We start from the raw sequence: 19,505 nt of genomic DNA, 5'->3' as shown, positions 1-19,505 counted from the left end.
AATCGCCAGCCTCTGTTTTTGCTATATCTTTACTGTATCAGTATTGAATGTTTAAGTCAACTGCTTTTTCAATAGTTGCTAAGAATTCTTCACTTTCGACAACAGCAGATGCCTTATTGAGTTCTTCAAAGATTTCGATGTCTTTGTCAAATTCAATGAAGGAAACCTTGTTGCGGATCAGGTCATAGGCAGGTTTTGTACCTTTACCAAGTTCATGATTTTCTGGTTTGAGATCCAAAGCTTGGCAGGCTGCCATAATTTCAGTAGCAACGATGCGACGTGAATTCTTAAGAATTTCAGCCGCTTTACGAGCTGCTGTTGTTCCCATGCTGACGAAGTCTTCTTGGTTTTCACAAGAAGGAATAGAATCGACGCTAGCTGGGTGAGACAAGATTTTGTTTTCAGATGCAAGGGATGCACACGCATACTGCGTAATCATGAAGCCTGAGTTGAGTCCAGGGTGTTTAACCAAGAAGGATGGTAATTTACTAAGCTGGCTGTTGACCAAGCGTTCCACCCGACGTTCAGATACATTTCCGATTTCAGAAAGGGCAATCCCTAAGAAGTCAAATGGTTGCGCCATTGGTTCACCGTGGAAATTCCCACCGGAGATGACGTGGCCTTCTTTAGTAATAATTGGGTTATCTGTCACAGAGTTGATTTCGATTTCAACTTTTTCTTTTACATAAGCAATAGAATCCTTGCTGGCTCCGTGGATTTGAGGGATACAACGGAGTGTGTAAGGGTCTTGTACCCGTTGTTGGGTTGCAACGGTTGTGTTTTTGCTTCCTTCAAGGAGGTTACGGATGTTGCGAGCAGTTGCCAATTGTCCACTTTGAGGACGGATGGTATGAAGGTCTTCTTCAAATGGACTGGTAATACCATTGTGGACTTCCATTGAAAGAGCACCGGCAATATCAGAAAGTTTGAGCAGTTGGATACCGTCGTAGGTTGCAAGAGCTCCGATACCAGTTAGAACGGTTGTACCATTGATCAAGGCAAGCCCTTCTTTTGCAGCCAATTGGATCTTTTCAATACCAGATTGGTCGAGAGCTTCTTGACCGCTTAAGAGTTGACCCTTGTAGTAGGCCTGTCCAAGTCCCAACATTGGTAAAACCATGTGAGATAGAGGAGCGAGGTCTCCAGAAGCTCCGAGAGATCCTTTTTCTGGAATATAAGGAGTCACCCCTTTATTGAGCAATTCCAACAGTTTTTCAACAGTTGACAGACGAATGCCAGAATAGCCCTTCAAGAGCGAGTTGATACGGATCAGCATGATGGCACGAACGGCATCTTCTGGAAGTGGATCACCGAAACCAGATGAATGAGTTCGGATCAAGTTTTCTTGAAGTTGAACAGTATCTTCTGGAGAGATGCTGACATTACAGAGGGAACCAAAGCCAGTGGTAACACCATAGACCACTCGTTTTTCACGGACGATATCATCGACAATCTTACGAGAAGCGACGACAGCTTCTTTTGCTTGTTCGTCAAGCTCACATTGGGCACCATGGCGAGCTACGGCGATGACTTCTTCGAGTGTTAAGCTATTACCATCTAAATGAATCAATTGAGTCATATAAAACCTCCGATTATGAGTAGTTGTTCTGTAGAAGTAGGTTTGTGTACTTCAATTTGAATACCAAACATGGGCCCATTGTCTATCCAGCTTATAGGGATCTAAAGGAGGCTTAGAGAAAAGAGCTCATGTTTGATATTCGTGAAAGCATAGATGGGCTGGGGAGTAGAACCTAAGCCTACTCCCGCCAGAGTTCCCATCTAGTGTATTAAGAAAATGAGTGAAGAATGCTTTATGATTTACCTAGTTTATCTCCGTGGAAAACGAAATAGAGTCCACTGGCGATCACTAGACCGATAGCTCCCCATGCAAAGTTCATTAGATTGTCACCTGCAATCATCAAGATACTAATCACAACAGCTAAAATTGGAATAACAGGACCAAATGGCACTCGGAAGGTAACCTTTTTGTCTGGATACATTTTTCTGAGTTTGAGTGCTGCCAAAGCAGTTGGAATGTATTGGAAGAAACGGAAGACTACGCTGAAGGTTGCTAATGATTCAAAGGAACCTGTAAGCAAGAGTAAGAAAGCGAAGATACCAGAAATAATAATGGCAATGACTGGAGCATTCTTAGAGTTTGTTTTTCCAAGACCTTCTGGCAAGAGTTTTTCATCTGCTAGGGCTGCCCCGAAACGAGGAACCATAATAGATTCACCAATGTTTAGACCGGCGATTGAAATGAGGGCACCGTATGAAACGAGAGGAGCTCCGATAGGGCCAATCATTTCAACAAATGCGTCTTGTACCGGTGCACCAGTTTGCATAATGCGACCACCGAGCATAGCGATTGTTCCAGCGATGATCAACATGTAGAGAACTGAGACGATACTGATAGATCCTAAAATGGCACGGGGAACGTTCTTTTCAGGATTCCGCATTTCCCCTGCAACGATGGACATGGTTTCAAATCCGATAAATCCGTAGAAGATGTAAACAGCGGTACTCGAAATAGCACTAAAGAGAGTTGATCCGCTTTCCAATTGAAGGAAAGGTGTGAAGTTGCCCTTGCTCACGCCTCCTGAAATGAAGAAGATAGCAAAGAGTGAGAAGAGAACGATAGGGATTAATTTCGCAACAGTAGCTGTCAGTGTGAACATTTTCGATGTTTTCAAACCAGCGATGTTCATGATACTTAATAGGATTAGTAAGGCAATACTAATCTGTAGGTTGTAGCCTTCGAAGGCTGGGAAGGTAATGATGAAGATTTTAGCAAAACCAGCTAGCATAGCCGCCCAAGCGATAACGGTAACGGCCCAACCGAGAATTCCGACGTTAAAGCCGACAAAGTCTCCGAAAGCTGCTTTGGAGTATTGCATGGCTCCACCGTTTTTATCGAAGTAGCCAGCCGTTTCAGCCAGACAGGCTGATAGTAGCATAACAAGAATAGCTACTCCGAACATGACGGCTAGGGAAGCTGGTCCTAAACCGGCATAAATTTTTTGTGGCAAGAGGAAGATACCAGACCCGATCACGGCATTGATACCGTATAGAGTGGCACCGCTAAAGCTGAATTTGGCTTTTTCCTGTTCCTCAATCGACTGTTTATGTGCTCCGTTCATAATGTCTCTCCTTTTTGAACATTATTTAAGTACAGTCCAGATAGCAATCGGTTGCTCCCCAGACTGAAGGGGTGAAAACGTGATTGTCATCTCTTGAAGAGGAGATGCTTGTTCGATAACCAGGAGCTCGTGAGTTTGGAGGGTTTGAGATTGTCCTGTTTCCCATTGGAGTGTGAGAGGACAGAGAGCGTATATAAATTGATAGCGACTCTGACTCGTGGCACTTTCATATGGGGATATAGCACTCATATTCCCCTGATAGGAAGGTTTGTAGATCAGATTAAAATCTTGGCAGGTCCCTTGGCTAGATACAGGATCTCCTCCGTCAAAGAAGTAGCTTTGAAATGGATTCAAGACCACTTCTTTGTGTTGATGGGTGAGTCGAATGGAGTCATTCAAGGGCATTAAGATTCGGTGGAAGCCAGTGAGATCGCTAAAATCACTTGTTTCAACCTCTACTGTTGCAGTAGAGAGTCGGAAATCAAAGGTTCGATCCTGATAACTTCCCTCTTTTGGAGAGAGGAAGAGTTGGGTGGTTTGGCCACCGGACCAAGTAGATATCTGATAATCTGAAGGGGTAAGATGAAGGATAGTCACCATAGGACGTCCTCTTTCTTAAAAGAGACCAGTGATATTGCCTTGGGCATCGATATCAATCTTTTCACTGGCTGGAACTTTTGGCAGGCCAGGCATGGTCATGATCGTTCCGGTGAGAGCGACGATAAAGCCAGCTCCGGCTGCTACCTTAAGGTTACTGATTTTGACAGTGAAATCTGTCGGTGCTCCGATCTTCTTGGCATCATCGGAGAAGGAATATTGTGTTTTGGCCATACAGATTGGGTAGTTTGAGAAACCAAGTGCTTCTAATTCTTTTAGTTCGCGTTTGGCCGCCGGTGTTAAGCTAATGTCTTTACCACCATAAACTTTTGTGACAATCTTGGTCAATTTTGTTTCAATGCTGTCTTCTTCGTCATAGACATAAGAGAAGTGATTTTCTTCTTGAGCTAGTTGAATGACTTTTTCAGCCAGTTCGCGTCCACCAGCTCCACCATTTGCCCAGACATCTGAAATGACCACATCTACATTGCGTTTCTTACATGATTCGTATACGGCTTCAAGTTCCGCTTCTGTATCCAGTGGGAATTTGTTAATGGCAACCACTACAGGTAGACCGTAGACTTCTTGGATGTTGGCCAAGTGTTTGTCGAGGTTTGGCAGACCATCGATAACGGCTTGGACATTTTCAGTAGCCAAGTCCGCTTTGGCAACTCCACCATGCATCTTGAGAGCACGGATGGTTGCGACGAGGACTACGGCAGAAGGTTTAAGTCCTGCTATGCGGCACTTGATGTCAATGAATTTTTCAGCACCTAAGTCTGCTCCAAAACCAGCTTCTGTCACAACATAGTCTGCATATTTGAGAGCTAGTTTAGTAGCCAGCACACTGTTACAGCCATGAGCGATATTGGCAAATGGACCACCGTGGATGATAGCAGGAGTATGTTCTAAAGTTTGTACCAAGTTGGGATGAATGGCATCTTTGAGAACAGCTGCCATAGCACCACCAGCTTTGAGGTCTTTAGCTGTCACGGGTTGCCCTTGGTAGTTGTAACCGATAATGATACGATCAAGGCGTTCTTTAAGGTCAAGGATGTTTTCTGAGAGACAGAGAATAGCCATGATTTCAGAAGCCACTGTGATGTCGAAACCATCTTCACGAGGAACTCCGTTTGTTTTTCCTTGAAGGCCGTCGACAATATGGCGGAGTTGACGGTCGTTCATGTCGACTACTCGTTTCCAAGTGATGCGACGAGAATCAATGCCTAACTCATTGCCGTGGTGAATATGATTGTCAATTAAGGCTGCGAGCAGGTTGTTGGCAATCCCAATGGCATGGAAGTCCCCTGTAAAGTGAAGGTTGATGTCTTCCATTGGAACAACTTGAGCGTAACCTCCACCAGCAGCACCACCCTTGATCCCAAAGACAGGGCCAAGAGATGGTTCGCGGAGGGCAATGACGGCTTTCTCACCGATAGCAGAGAGGGCGTCCACTAACCCAACAGAGGTTGTTGTCTTTCCTTCTCCAGCAGGTGTCGGAGAGATGGCTGTCACAAGAATCAGTTTTCCATCTTCCTTATCTTTCAATTGTTCCAATTGGTTGCCATCAATTTTTGCTTTATATTTTCCGTAGAGAGAAATATCCTCTTCAGTTAATCCTAATTCGGCAGCGATTTCGGTGATGGGTTTCATTTGGACAGAATTGGCGATTTCAATATCCGATAAAACCATAGAATCCCTTCTTTCTTTGTAGGTATTAAAGTTATAACGTTGATTGGTAGGCTTAAGATAGACTTTCTAAAATAGTTTGGTAAATGCTATCTGCAAGCTCAGAACCTGTTTGGAGGAGTTCGAGACCCTTGCCGTGGTATTCTTGGACAAAGTCTTGGTCCTTGATTCCTGAAATGTTGATCAGGACATTGAGCCAAGCCCCTTGAAGGCCAGCTTTAAGGTTGAGAGCAGCCACTCCTAAGTCGCTCGCCGCATTGGTGTTGGACTTACCAACAGCTTCTTTGGTGGTTTCAAGAGCTTCAACGATGAGTTCCATCATAGAGAAAGGAGATACTGTCGCATGTTTCAAGGCTTTTTGCATGGCTTCGCGACGAGCGGCTTTCTCTTCTTCGGTTTCTTTTGGAAGATCAAAGACAGCTGATACGACGTTGAAAGCTTCTGTATCCTTGTCAATAGCTTCTAGTAATTGATCTTGGAGGTGGGCACTTTTTTCGTGAACCCCTTTGATGTGGTCTTCAAATTCAGCGTATTTTTTCTTACCAATGGTCAGTTCACAGACCATTTTTGTAAGGGAAATCCCATTCGCAGCGGATAGGGCAGCAGCAGAACCACCACCTGGAGCTGGGGCATCTGAACCAAGAACCTTGGCAAACTCAGTAATACTTAAGTCAACTAGTTTCATAGAACTCCCTTTCTAACCCAACAAGTGATTTTCCAAGACTTGTTTGCTGTAGTCAAAGTCTTCTAATTGCAAGTAGTACTCAGCAGAGTCGATCAAAGCCTTAGCTGGAGCAAGTCCGATGAGTTCTGTTCCGATGATTCGAACACCATAGCGTTGTGCTTCGAAACGAACGGTTTCAACGACGCGATACAATGGGAATTTTTCCAAGTTGACCATGTTGATAGAAACTTGGGCAATGTTGCGATCTTCTAGCATAACACCAATCGCTTTACAGTATTTGTATCCACCGCTGGATCCGCGAATGATTTTAGAAATGTTATTGGCAATTTCTAGATCATCTGTGTCAAGGTTGACATTGAAGGCAACGAGTGGCATACGGACACCGACAGCAGTAACCCCTGCAGTTGGGTGAATCTTGCGTTCACCGTAGTCTGGTTTCCAGTCTTCTTCCAACAATTTTTCTGGCATTCCTTCGAATTGGCCTTTACGAACTTTAGCGAGGTTGGTGCGTTCTGGACGGGTTGCGGCATCTTCATAGAGGAAGATTGGAATACCCAATTCACGATTGATTCGTTCTGCCACTTTATTAGCGATTTCGACACATTCATCTGTTGTGATATCTTTGACTGGAACGAATGGACAAACGTCTGTTGCTCCCATCCGAGGGTGTTCGCCTTCGTGTTTGGTCATATCGATGTTTTCAGATGCGTATTTTACCAATTGGAAAGCCGCTTCTTGAATGGTTTCTTCATCCCCAACGAGTGTAAAGACGCTGCGGTTGTGGCTAGCATCAGACGAATAGTCTAATAATGTAACACCTGGAATGCTTTTTGCAGTAGCGACTAATCCGTCGATTACAGCTTGATTGCGTCCTTCAGAGAAGTTTGGAATACACTCAACAATTTTTGCCATATGATTACCTCTTTTTATAGGAGAAGTGGGGAAGGAGGGCAATGTATTCTCCTCCCCTTTCTCAATTTTTATTTTTTTGAATTAAAACAATTTTTGAACCGCATCTTTGACCAAATCTTCGTCTGCAAGATAAGGAATAGTGATGTGGTCTGTTCCTGCATGGAGACGGTTGTATTCGATCGCTGTTTCAATAGCATGATCGTTCCGTGCCCAGTTCCGACGGGCAACCCCTCCCATGGTATCCCATGAAATAGCAGATTTGATAATTTCGTCGATTCGGTGACTACCGTCTAGAACGAGACCGAATCCTCCGTTGATAGCTTTACCGATACCAGTACCACCACCATTGTGGAGAGCAACAAGACTCATACCGCGAGCAGCGTTACCAGCGTAACATTGAACGGCCATATCACAAGTAACGTTTGATCCATCTTTGATGTTTGATGTTTCACGGAATGGAGCATCTGTACCAGATACGTCATGGTGGTCACGTCCAATCATGACAGGTCCAATCTTACCTTGGCGAATGAGTTCATTGAATTTCAAAGCAATGTTGACACGGCCCATACAATCTTGATAGAGGATACGAGCTTCTGTACCAACCACCAATTGGTTCTTTTCAGCATCGCGAATCCAGTTGTAGTTATCGCGGTCTTGGTAGCGACGAGTTGGATCAATCGCTTCCATAGCTGCATGGTCAGTTGCAATCAAGTCTTCGTGTTTACCGCTGAGGCAGACCCAACGGAATGGACCATAACCATAGTCAAAGAGCATAGGTCCCATGATATCTTCTACATAAGATGGCCAAATGAATCCGTCTTTGTCATCGAGACCATTCTTAGAAATTTCCTTGATGCCTGAGTCATAAACAGATTTCATGAAGGCATTACCATAGTCGAAGAAGTAGGTACCTTTAGCGGTCAAATCTTTAATCACTGCGAAGTGGCGAGCCAAAGTTTCATCGACGAGACGGTGGAAGGTTTCCTTGTCTTCTGCCAACAAGCGTGTCCGTTCTTCAAAGCTAATACCAGCTGGACAATAACCACCATCGTAAACGTTGTGGCAAGAGGTTTGGTCAGACAAGAGATGAACATGGACTTGGTGTTCATTGACATATTCAAGCAAGTCTACGATATTACCATGGTAGGCAATAGAAGTAGATTCACCAGCTTCCAGGGCTGCTTGAGCCAATTTCACAGCTTCTTCGGCACTGTCGGTTACTTGGCTAATCCAACCTTGGGAGTGACGAGTTTCGATCCGAGAGCGGTCTACTTCTGCAACGATGGCAACAGCTTTTGCAATTTCAGCTGCTTTCCCTTGAGCGCCACTCATCCCACCGAGACCAGATGAAATAAAGAGTTTACCGGTCAAGTCACCATCGTCAGCAACGCCGAGTTTCAGACGACCAGCATTGAGAAGGGTGTTGAAGGTACCGTGGACGATTCCTTGAGGGCCGATGTACATCCAGCCACCAGCAGTCATTTGACCGTAGTTGGTAACGCCCATCTCTTCAGCAATTTCCCAATCGTGCATGTTGTCATACTCACCAATCAATAGACCGTTGGTAATGATTACGCGAGGAGCTTCTGGTTTAGATTTGAAGAGACCGAGTGGGTGACCAGATTCAACGACCAAGGTTTGGTCTTCCGTCATGACTTCCAAGTATTTCTTGATCAAGTTGTATTGCATCCAGTTAGCACAGACAGAACCTGTTTCTCCGTAAGTGACCAATTCATATGGATAAAGAGCAATCTCAAAGCTCAAGTTGTTGTCAATCATGACCTGCATAGCCTTAGCAGCGGTGCAGTTTCCTTTGTACTCGTCAATTGGTTTTCCGTAGATGCGTTCTTTTGGACGAAAGCGGTAGCCGTAGATGCGACCACGAGTTTTTAGTTCTTCCAGGAATTCTGGGATCAACTCTTGATGGAATTTTTTAGGAATGTAACGCAGAGCATTTTTAAGGGCAATCTCTGTTTGAGCTTGCGTTAAGCGGAAGCCTCTATCTGGTGCACGACGAATACCTTCTTGAAAAGTTGCCTTTTCAGGTAGGACATCATAGTCAAGTTTGACAGACATAGCTGCTGCAATTTCTTTTTCGTCTATAAATGACATAGTGGAATCCTCCTTATAGCTGAACTATGAATTTATATTTTCTTTATTGTATCGAAGAAACGTCAATAAAGAGTCAAAAAAAAATAGAATTTTTAATAAAGCAAAAAAAAGTGAGGGGTCAACTTTTTGACTTTTTTTTGACGCTTTTTCTTTAGAATTGTAAAATGAAATTATAACGGAAATAGAAAGGAATGTTTCGTATGTCTGCTGATATTCTATTAACCCACTTTAACCAGTTGTTTTGTCCAAAGGACCTCGGCCATCCTCTTTATGGGAAGGAGATGGCAGATGCCCAAATTCTTTCCGATGCTTATATCGCCATTAAAGATGGAAAGATCCTCGCAGTTGGAACAGGTCAACCAGATCCAGAACTGATCGATGACCATACGGAAGTGAAATCCTGTGAAGGAAAGGTCGCAACACCTGGTCTGATTGATTGCCACACTCACTTAGTTTATGGAGGAAGTCGTGAGCATGAGTTTGCTAAAAAGTTAGCGGGTGTTTCTTACTTAGACATCCTCGCCCAAGGCGGTGGAATTCTTAGCACGGTTCGGGCAACACGTGAAGCATCTTTTGATAATCTCTATGACAAGTCTAAACGACTGTTGGATTATATGTTGCGTCATGGGGTGACAACTGTTGAAGCCAAGAGTGGTTACGGTTTGGATTGGGAAACTGAAAAACGCCAATTAGATGTAGTAGCAGCCTTGGACCGAGACCATGAAATTGATCTGGTTTCAACCTTTATGGCAGCTCATGCGATCCCGACAGAGTACAAGGGCCGTTCTCAAGAGTATTTAGATCTGATTATTGAACAAATGCTTCCAAAGGTAAAAGAAGACAATCTGGCTGAATTCTGTGACATCTTCTGTGAAAAGGGTGTCTTTACAGCGGATGAATCACGCTATCTTCTTTCGAAAGCAAAGGAAATGGGGTTCAAGCTACGGATTCATGCAGATGAAATCGAGTCCATCGGTGGAGTAGATGTGGCGGCTGAGTTGAAAGCAACTAGCGCAGAACACTTGATGGTCATTACCGATGAGGGCATTCAAAAACTAGCAAAAGCAAAAGTTATTGGAAATCTTTTGCCGGCAACAACCTTTAGTCTGATGGAAGATACCTATGCACCGGCTCGTAAGATGTTGGATGCTGGTATGGCTATTACCCTAACGACTGATAGCAACCCAGGCTCCTGTCCGACGGCCAATCTTCAGTTTGCCATGCACCTTGGCTGCTTCATGATGCGCCTAACTCCAGTGGAAATCCTCAATGCGGTGACCATCAATGCAGCTTATTCTGTAGATCGTGCCAAAACCATTGGATCTTTGGATATTGGAAAACAAGCAGATATCACGATTTATGATGCACCGAATCTAGATTATCTCTTCTATTTCTTTGCGACAAATCTGGTGACAGATGTTTACAAGAAAGGTCAAAAAGTCATTTAAACGGTTTCTATTTGATTGGGGACTTTGCTGGTTTGCAAGAATCAGCAAAGTCTTTTTTCTATCAGATTACCACAGTGAATGGAAGCGCTTTATTGGAGAATAAAAATTTGACCTTCAAAGAATATTTTTCTTACTTTCTGATGTACAAAAAGAGAAATTCTTGATAAAATAGAAGTTATATTGAATATTTTTTTCAATATCATCTGTTTGAACATGAAAACAGAGTGTTTAAACTATTAATAAAATGAACAGGTTTTTTTAAAATAACCTGTCTAGAAATTGTGAGGAGACAAGATGACTGTCGATTATAACAGCAAAGCTTACTTGGATAAAGTAGACGCTTGGTGGCGTGCAGCCAACTACATTTCAGCTGCTCAAATGTACTTAAAAGATAATCCATTGTTGAAGCGTGAAGTTGTTGAACATGACTTAAAAGCTCACCCAATCGGACACTGGGGAACTGTACCAGGGCAAAACTTTATCTATGCTCACTTGAACCGTACCATCAACAAATATGACTTGGATATGTTCTACATCGAAGGTCCAGGTCATGGTGGACAAGTAATGGTATCCAACTCATACTTGGATGGTTCTTATACTGAATTGAATCCAAACATCCCACAAAATGAAGAAGGCTTCAAACACCTATGTAAAATCTTCTCATTCCCAGGAGGAATCGCTTCTCACGCGGCGCCTGAAACACCAGGATCTATCCACGAAGGTGGAGAACTTGGATACGCTCTTTCTCACGCAGCTGGAGCTGTTTTGGATAATCCAGATGTGATTGCTGCAACCGTAATCGGTGATGGTGAAGGGGAAACTGGTCCATTGATGGCTGGTTGGTTGGCCAATACCTTCTTGAACCCAGTCAATGATGGTGCTGTTCTTCCAATCTTCTACCTCAACGGTGGGAAGATCCACAATCCAACAATCTTCGAACGCAAAACAGACGAAGAATTGGCCCTCTTCTTTGAAGGTCTTGGTTGGAAACCAATTTTTGCAGACGTAACGGCTATTTCTGATGATCACGAAGCTGCTCATGCTTTGTTTGCAGAAAAATTGGACGAAGCGATTGAAGAAATCAAGAAAGCCCAAGCAGAAGCTCGTAAAGGTTCTGCAGAAGAAGCAACTCAACCAGTATACCCTGTCTTAATTGCTCGTATTCCTAAAGGTTGGACTGGACCAAAAGCTTGGGAAGGAACACCAATCGAAGGTGGATTCCGTGCGCACCAAGTGCCAATCCCAGTAGATGCTCACCACATGGAGCATGTGGATGCTCTGCTTTCTTGGTTGGAATCATACCGTCCAGCTGAGTTGTTCGACGAAACTGGTAAATTACTTCCTGAGATTGCTGAAATTGCACCAAAAGGTGACCGTCGGATGGCTATGAACCCAATCACAAACGCAGGTGTCATCAAACCAATGGACACTGCTGATTGGAAGAAACATGCCTTCAAGATCGAAACACCAGGTGCTATCATGGCGCAAGATATGATCGAATTTGGTAAGTATGCAGCAGATCTTGTGGATGCGAACCCAGATAACTTCCGTATCTTTGGACCAGATGAAACCAAATCAAACCGTCTTCAAGAAGTCTTCACTCGTACAAGCCGTCAATGGTTAGGACGTATGAAACCAGACTACGATGAAGCTTTGAGCCCTGCTGGACGTGTGATTGACTCTCAATTGTCAGAACACCAAGCGGAAGGAATGCTTGAAGGATATGTCTTGACAGGTCGTCATGGATTCTTCGCATCTTACGAATCATTCCTTCGTGTCGTAGACTCTATGATTACTCAACACTTCAAATGGTTGCGTAAATCTAAGACTCACACGACATGGCGTAAAAACTACCCAGCCTTGAACTTGATTGCGACTTCAACTGTTTTCCAACAAGATCACAATGGCTACACTCACCAAGATCCAGGTATTTTGACTCACTTGGCAGAAAAAACTCCAGAATACATCCGTGAGTACTTGCCAGCAGATACTAATACGTTGCTTGCAGTGATGGACCAAGCCTTCAAGGCAGAAGATGTGATCAACTTGATCGTTTCTTCTAAACACCCACGTCCTCAATTCTACTCAGCTGACGAAGCAGAAGAATTGGTTCGTGAAGGATACAAGGTGATCGATTGGGCATCAACTGTTTCAGCAGATGAAGAGCCAGATCTTGTTATTGCAGCAGCAGGTACAGAGCCAAACTTAGAGGCACTTGCAGCCGTAACGATTCTTCACAAAGCCTTCCCAGAATTGAAGATCCGCTTTGTTAACGTTGTAGACATCTTGAAATTGCGTCACCCATCCGTCGACGCGCGTGGACTTTCAGATGAAGAGTTCGACAAGGTCTTCACCGCTGATAAACCAGTGATCTTTGCCTTCCACGGTTATGAAGGCATGATCCGTGACATCTTCTTCAACCGTCACAACCACAACTTGCGTGTGCATGGTTACCGTGAAAACGGAGATATCACAACACCATTCGATATGCGTGTGATGTCTGAGTTGGACCGCTTCCACTTGGCACAAGATGCAGCTAATGCAGCTCTTGGAGAAGCAGCAAGCGAATTTGCAGCTCAAATGGATGAAACAGTAGCCTTCCACAACGCCTATATCCGTGAAAATGGAGACGACATTCCAGAAGTTCAAAACTGGAAATGGGAAAACGTAAATAAATAATAGAAAGAGCCGGAGCAATCCGGCTTTTTTGTCTTATTTAGACCGTCTTTTACATTTCCAATTGTTTTTTTGAAACAGTTAAGCGCTGTTCCATCAGTTTGTGGAAGTCTTCTATCCACATAGAGGGTGGAATCACCTTGTGGATTGCATTGATGATGCTAGCGGTAAAAGAATTTGATATTTTTTTAAAAATATTTGATTAGCCCATCAGTAGCTAGGTGAATGATTTCCTAAAATAAAAAAGAATGCTGGAAAGTGGGATTGCTTGAGAAAGAAAATTACAAACGAATTCCAGTTTCTACAGTCAACCTGTTTTTATATCTTGGTTGACCATTAAGGGGTTGTTTGGTATAATAGGTTAACCATATTTAAAAACGAGGTTAACTAAAAAATGAAACAACATCATACTTTTTCAATTGTTCTTCCAGCTTTCGGAGCTGCTATTATTGCCACATTGGCTCAAATAGTTATCCCCATTGGTGCCGTTCCCATCACATTACAGACCTTTGCTGTGGGGCTGGTGGCCGCTATTTTTAAACCAAGAGAAGCTGCATTAGCTGGACTCCTCTATCTTCTCTTGGGAGCTATTGGTTTACCAGTTTTTGCAGGTGGAGGAGGTGGCCTTCAATCCTTCGTTAAACCTTCTGTAGGCTATTTGCTCGCTTATCCACTTTTTGCGTTTGTCACCTCTAAACTGACTCATGCTACAGCTCCTATTTGGAAAAATTTCTTAGCTTTTGTTTTAGGTGATGCTCTTGTCTTTGTCGGAGGTATCATCAGTCTTCACTTCCTTGGCAATATGCCTTGGTCTGGTGCTATAGCTGTTGGTTTAGTGCCTTTTATCATTCCTGATCTTTTGAAAGGCCTTGTTGTCGCTTTGGTGATGAAACCCATTTTAAAATCTTTAAAAAATCATAGCTACTTCCAATAAAAAAAGATTGAAGGCTCTGTTCACACGAACAATGTCTTCAATCTTTTTATTTTGCAAAATAAATGTCATAGTGCTTTGAACAAGCTGGATTAAACCGACTGTGACAATGAGAGCAAGAGATAGACTTTTGATAGTTTTCAATAGTCATCTCATGTAGACAAACACCACAGATAACTACCTTATCCTGCTTTATGTGGCAAGGATAAGCTCTAAATCTATGATCCTCTATATGATCATGACATTGATAACAGGCATAATACTTTTGACAGTCATAGCATTTTAGAGCAACAATATCTAGTGGAGAATGATAGTGTTGGCACCTACTTTCCTTATCTACCAGGAGGCCATGAATTTGTGCTACTGGTGGACAAGGAGTAGAAGCAATTGTCTTGCCCAGGACATCAGGTTCCTGATTTCTGAAAGTTTTTCTAGTGATTGTACTTTTACTATTTTCCATTAATCACATTATAGCACAAATGATTTGTATTTACAGGAGAAAAGTATAGTCGATTCACATGATTCATTGTGTCAATCTTACGCTTCTACGTAACAATAGTTTTCAGTTCTTATTTGATGAATCTTTAGGGACTGATTTTTATTTTACAATTTATAGATCTAGGAACTAAAGAAAAGACAGCTGGATATAAGTTCGGGAATCAAGCGTTTTCTAGAGAAAGATGGAAGAGTTTTCAAAGAAATATTGAAGAAAAACCGAAAAAATAGTAAAATGGAAGAGCTGATTGCAGCAAATCAATTTTTCTGTTTTCTCCTCTTTGGAGAAGTGTCCGACATTAGAAAATGGAGTATTTAATGAAGAAAAAAGTTATCTTGAAAAGCAGTATCCTAGCAGTCGCTGCCGGTCTCAGTGTTTTTGCGATCAATAGTGTCTTTGCAGACGAATTGCCCGTACAGTTCATGGGAGTCAATGACTTCCACGGTGCCTTGGAACAAACGGGGACAGCCCGTTTAGAAGGGGAGACTGTGAAGAATGCAGGAACAGCCCCACTTTTGGCAACCTATTTGAACGATTCGCAAAAAGAATTTGAAACGGAGAATGCTGGAAGTCCAAATGCTAGTATTCGTGTGCAAGCTGGAGATATGGTCGGCGCTAGTCCAGCCAACTCTGCCCTCCTTCAAGATGAACCATCTGTAAAAGTCTTCAATGAAATGAACTTTGAATACGGAACACTTGGAAACCATGAGTTTGACGAAGGACTTGGTGAATTCAACCGGATCATGAAGGGGGAAGCCCCAATACCAGGTCAATTCAACAAAATTGTGGATGAGTACCCACACGAAGCATCCAAGCAGGAAGTCGTGATTGCCAACTTGGTCGACAAAGATACTAACAAAATTCCATTTGACTGGAAACCTTATACCATCAAAGAAATCCCAGTCAATGACAAGACCGTAAAAGTTGGATTTATCGGGGTTGTTACGACAGAATTCCCAAATCTAGTCTTGCGTAAAAATCATGAACAATACCGCGTTTTGGATGAAGCAGAATCCATTGCCAAATATGCGCGTGAGTTGAATGACCAAGGGGTTCATGCCATCGCTGTCTTGGCCCACGTTGCTGCAACAAGTAAAAATGGGGTAGCAGAAGGACCAGCTGCAGACATGATCAAAAAATTAAACCAGATCTATCCTGAAAACTCTGTGGACCTTGTCTTTGCTGGTCACAACCACCAATATACAAATGGGATGGTCGGCAATACCTTGATTGTGCAAGGAACTTCTCAAGGAAAGGCCTACTCTGATGTCCGTGGAGTCTTAGATACAGATACAGCTGACTTTGTCAAAGCTCCAACTGCTAAAATTATCGCTGTCGATCCTTCTAAAGGTAAAGCTAAAGATGCCAAGGTCCAAGCGATCATCAATGAAGCCAACGAGACTGTTAAAAAGGTAACAGAAGCGAAAATTGGTTCAGCAGAAAAAGCAGAAAATATTACCCGTGAATTGAATGCGCAAAAAGAAAGTGCTGTTGGGGATCTGGTCACAGCTGCCCAATTGGATATTGCTAAAAAATCAGGCTATCCAGATGTTGATTTTGCCTTCACTAATAATGGGGGGATTCGTGCAGACCTCGTGGTGAAACCAGATGGAACTGTAACCTGGGGTGCAGCTCAAGCCGTGCAACCATTTGGAAATATCCTTCAAGTAGTCGAAATTACCGGAGACCAAATTTATAAAGCTTTGGACCAACAGTATGATGAGAAAGAACTTTACTTCTTGCAAATGGCAGGGATCAAGTACACCTATACCAAACCAGCGGATGCAACGGAAGAAAATCCTTATAAGGTCGTGAAAGTCTACAAGGCAGATGGCACAGAAATTGATCGTACCAAGACCTACAAAGCGATTATCAACGACTTCTTGTATGGTGGTGGAGATGGCTTCTCAGTCTTCCGTGATACAAAATTGATTGGGGCTATTAATCCGGATACAGAAGTCTTTATCCAATACATCGAAGATTTGAATAAGGCAGGGAAGAAGTTATCTGCTTCTATTTTAGGCAACAAGACCTTTGTAGAAAAAGTGGAAGAAGAAACTCCTGCACCTGAACCAACTCCACAACCGGAACCTCAGCCAGCACCAGTGGATCCAGCAACTCCTGTAGCTCCAGTGACTCCTGCTACCCCAACACCTCAACCTGAAAACCCAGTGAGTTCAGCTCAACCAGCTGCACCTGAAACGAAAGAAGTTGCAAGTGTTAAACCAGTCGCTGTTACCTATCATACGGGTGGTCAAGCAGAAGTAGCTGCTACGCCAGCAACTGGTCTTCCAAAAACAGGTCAAGATGAATTGGCTTCAACAGTCCTTAGCCTCTTTGGTATGACCTCACTAGCTTTGGCAGGCTTTGTAGCTAGCAAAAAACGTGAAGGTTAAGTCGTTCATACGTTAACTGACCCTAAAAAACGTCCGTTCTTTTAAGAAACGGACGTTTTTCATGTCTTAGGCTGTTGTCTCCACCCAGACACTGCGAACAAAGAAGATACTGATGAGGGCGAGGGCTAGGAAGATCCCTGCAACATAATAGTAGGGTTGGTCGAGAGTTGTTGAACGACCAGAGAGGTTAACAATGCCTCGGTAGAGGGCCCCTGCAGTTGCCGTAGCAACCGCTGAGTTCCAAAGATTGAGAGTGATTCGAGAAAGCCCCTTGACTACTAATTGTAGAGCCACTAGCAGGGCGCCACCGATCAAAGGGATCAAGAAGAGGTAGTGCATGAAGGAGGAGGTTTCGCCAAAACTAAAGTGTTCGTAGATGCGACTTCCGACAAAGAAGAAAGCTGAAATCAGAGTGTACCAGAGGATGGACTTTTTCAACCGTTGTTTAATAGGATTAGTAACCGATGTAGACAATGTCACTCACCGCCCTTTCTGAGATAGTACCATTTGTAGTTGGTTTGTTAATAACCTGGCCATTGAAGTAAAGGGTAGAAGATCCACCACCATCCAGGTTGTAGGCTGTTTTAACGCCATAAGACTTCATCACTTCCGCTAATTGGTAGAGAGACAGCCCTTGGCTTTCTGAAGTCCGTCCATCTGACACGACGATAATGTAGTGGTTTTCATCGATGATCCCAATGGCAGTTCGTGGATTAGAGGCCATGGATTGCCCCACCTCTGAATTGGTATCGACAGTTATTTCCCCATTTTCAACCAAGGAAGGTCCGAAGGCAAGGAGATTGACGACGCCATCTTCGACTAATTGATCGGCAGAGATTTCGTCTTCGTAAATAATTTTGAAGGAACCATCCTTGTAAATGGCTAAGTCGCCATTGCTAAAGTCTTCACGAACCGTATCGCGATAAACCACTCCGTTTCGGATGACATAGCCGGTGCTATTGGCTCCGTAGTAGTCTCCATTGACGGCTAGAATGGCATTATTCTCAGCTGCAGTGACAGAGGTCTTAGCCGTCACGTTTGTTCCATAGGTATTTTGGGCTAGAGCCGTCTTGAGATAGTCTGAGGAGCTAACCCTAATATCTGCAATGTAAACCTGGGTGTTTTCAACTGTTTTTTCTGTCAAGTTTACCTGGATATTGTCATCGGAGTAACTGGTATCTGTAGTGGTAGCAGTTGCTGCAGCTTTTTTGGCCGCCGTGGTATCCGATGTGGTCGCACTAACGGTTTGGATGGCATCTGATAAGACGAAGGTCTTAAGCATAGAATAGCTGAAGGAGCTTGTTAGCAGGATACCAAAACAAGCAGCATAGGTATAAGATTTTTTAAAGAATTTCATGGTGGGTAGCAGTCCTTTCTTTGAAGATCACTTTTTTCTGGATCACCCATGAGACCAGAAAGAGTAGGAAGCCAACGACAATTTTACTGATCAGGAGATTGAGCCCCAAAGCAGTATAGAAGAGTCGAATCAAGAGCGTATCTAGAATAAAGAGGCCGAGGGCTAGACCAAAGTAGCCACTTCCAGTTCGGGCTACGCTGTCTTTGTTCTTAAAGACGAGACGTTTGTTGGTCGAGTAGTTAAAGATAGAGCTGGCCACACGAGCGATCCCGTTCGCTAGGAGAATGCGAAGACTAATCGGTACGGCCATCATCACGAAAAGAAAGAAGGCGTAGACCAGGTAATCCACGATAAAGCTACTGAGGGAAGAGAGGGCAAACTTGAACATGTCCTTGTAGATCATGAGGCCGTCGCGAACAGGACGGAAGTGGGACCCTTCATTGTCATTGATGTAGACTGTTTCAATCGGAACTTCTAGGATGGGATAGGCCTTACTAGCTGCCAGCAGAACATTCATCTCATATTCATAACGCTGTCCTTCAACCTCAAGCATGAAAGGTAACATATTTGTAGTGAAGGCCCGTAAGCCTGTTTGGGTATCGCTGACCGCCACTCCGGTTTGTTGTTTGAAGAGGAAACGGGTCAATTTATTCCCGAAAGCAGAACGCAAAGGAACTTGGCCAGAAAAGGCGCGTGCTCCTAAAATAAGTGCTCCAGGATGCTCTTGAGATTGCTTAACAACTCTGAAAATATCCCAAATTTTGTGCTGACCGTCTGCATCAGCTGTAACAATGCTTCCATAGGTACCTCTTTCTAGGATGTATGCATAAGCAGTCTTGAGAGATTGCCCTTTTCCTTGGTTGTGCTCGTGGGTCAGGACTGTCGCAAGACCGTCCAATTTGTCAAAAATCACTTTCTTGTCGGCGTCACTACCATCGTCGACCACGATGATTTCAAGATCACTTTTAGCATGGACCAAGCGAACCAATTTGACAAGATTCAGATCCGGTTGATAGGCGGGGATGATAAGATAATTCATAATCGTTCCTCGTTTCTTGAGATTTGT

General features: G+C 43.5%; 15 protein-coding genes. 4 read left to right on the top strand and 11 right to left on the bottom strand.

Annotated elements, in window-relative coordinates; all coding sequences use genetic code 11:
• Positions 1-37 precede the first annotated feature (37 nt).
• From hutH to QM830_RS06370, 7 genes are all read right to left on the bottom strand, one after another.
• Complete coding sequence (gene hutH, locus QM830_RS06400) at positions 38-1,579, bottom strand: histidine ammonia-lyase (protein WP_414326018.1); 1,542 nt, start codon at positions 1,577-1,579, stop codon at positions 38-40.
• Between the two features lie 232 nt (positions 1,580-1,811).
• On the bottom strand, positions 1,812-3,140 hold the full coding sequence (locus QM830_RS06395; RefSeq protein WP_414326017.1) for an APC family permease: 1,329 nt from the start codon (positions 3,138-3,140) through the stop codon (positions 1,812-1,814).
• Between the two features lie 21 nt (positions 3,141-3,161).
• Positions 3,162-3,740 (bottom strand): HutD family protein, encoded by a 579-nt coding sequence (locus QM830_RS06390; protein ID WP_414326016.1) that lies wholly within the window; start codon positions 3,738-3,740, stop codon positions 3,162-3,164.
• Positions 3,741-3,755: 15 nt separating this feature from the next.
• Complete coding sequence (locus QM830_RS06385) at positions 3,756-5,429, bottom strand: formate--tetrahydrofolate ligase (RefSeq protein WP_414326015.1); 1,674 nt, start codon at positions 5,427-5,429, stop codon at positions 3,756-3,758.
• A 52-nt stretch (positions 5,430-5,481) separates the two neighbouring features.
• A complete protein-coding gene (locus QM830_RS06380; RefSeq protein WP_414326014.1) occupies positions 5,482-6,111 on the bottom strand; it encodes a cyclodeaminase/cyclohydrolase family protein in 630 nt (209 codons plus the stop codon).
• A gap of 12 nt (positions 6,112-6,123) precedes the next feature.
• On the bottom strand, positions 6,124-7,023 hold the full coding sequence (ftcD, locus tag QM830_RS06375) for a glutamate formimidoyltransferase (protein ID WP_006595667.1): 900 nt from the start codon (positions 7,021-7,023) through the stop codon (positions 6,124-6,126).
• A gap of 81 nt (positions 7,024-7,104) precedes the next feature.
• Complete coding sequence (locus QM830_RS06370; protein WP_009731605.1) at positions 7,105-9,135, bottom strand: urocanate hydratase; 2,031 nt, start codon at positions 9,133-9,135, stop codon at positions 7,105-7,107.
• A 200-nt stretch (positions 9,136-9,335) separates the two neighbouring features.
• On the opposite strand from QM830_RS06370, the gene hutI reads away from it, so the two are divergent.
• From hutI to QM830_RS06355, 3 genes are all read left to right on the top strand, one after another.
• Entirely contained in the window at positions 9,336-10,583 is a 1,248-nt protein-coding gene (gene hutI / locus QM830_RS06365) for an imidazolonepropionase (RefSeq protein ID WP_414326013.1), read from the top strand.
• Positions 10,584-10,877: 294 nt separating this feature from the next.
• The gene (locus tag QM830_RS06360) at positions 10,878-13,262 is read left to right on the top strand and encodes a phosphoketolase (protein ID WP_414326012.1); all 2,385 of its coding nucleotides are present in this window, start codon (positions 10,878-10,880) and stop codon (positions 13,260-13,262) included.
• A gap of 391 nt (positions 13,263-13,653) precedes the next feature.
• Positions 13,654-14,193: a biotin transporter BioY gene (locus tag QM830_RS06355; RefSeq protein ID WP_009731602.1), complete on the top strand. Its 540-nt coding sequence runs from the start codon at positions 13,654-13,656 to the stop codon at positions 14,191-14,193.
• Between the two features lie 46 nt (positions 14,194-14,239).
• On the opposite strand, the gene QM830_RS06350 is transcribed toward QM830_RS06355, so the two are convergent.
• A complete protein-coding gene (locus QM830_RS06350) occupies positions 14,240-14,578 on the bottom strand; it encodes a CHY zinc finger protein (RefSeq protein ID WP_414326077.1) in 339 nt (112 codons plus the stop codon).
• A 425-nt stretch (positions 14,579-15,003) separates the two neighbouring features.
• On the opposite strand from QM830_RS06350, the gene QM830_RS06345 reads away from it, so the two are divergent.
• Complete coding sequence (locus QM830_RS06345) at positions 15,004-17,082, top strand: surface-anchored 5'-nucleotidase (RefSeq protein WP_414326011.1); 2,079 nt, start codon at positions 15,004-15,006, stop codon at positions 17,080-17,082.
• A gap of 66 nt (positions 17,083-17,148) precedes the next feature.
• On the opposite strand, the gene QM830_RS06340 is transcribed toward QM830_RS06345, so the two are convergent.
• Genes QM830_RS06340 through QM830_RS06330 form a run of 3 tightly spaced genes read right to left on the bottom strand, consistent with a single transcriptional unit; the run spans position 17,149 to position 19,478 of the window.
• On the bottom strand, positions 17,149-17,556 hold the full coding sequence (locus QM830_RS06340) for a hypothetical protein (RefSeq protein WP_414326075.1): 408 nt from the start codon (positions 17,554-17,556) through the stop codon (positions 17,149-17,151).
• Positions 17,537-18,439, bottom strand: coding sequence for a phosphodiester glycosidase family protein (locus QM830_RS06335; protein ID WP_414326010.1), 903 nt, complete (start codon positions 18,437-18,439; stop codon positions 17,537-17,539). The genes QM830_RS06340 and QM830_RS06335 overlap by 20 nt, the downstream gene beginning before the upstream one ends.
• Complete coding sequence (locus QM830_RS06330) at positions 18,426-19,478, bottom strand: GtrA family protein (RefSeq protein WP_414326009.1); 1,053 nt, start codon at positions 19,476-19,478, stop codon at positions 18,426-18,428. Before QM830_RS06330 ends, QM830_RS06335 begins: the two co-directional genes overlap by 14 nt.
• Positions 19,479-19,505: the final 27 nt, after the last annotated feature.

Origin of the sequence: Streptococcus sp. OMI750 (assembly GCF_047463895.1) — a bacterium.
Taxonomy (GTDB): Bacteria; Bacillota; Bacilli; order Lactobacillales; family Streptococcaceae; genus Streptococcus.
This window is presented reverse-complemented; position numbering and strand designations above follow the sequence as displayed.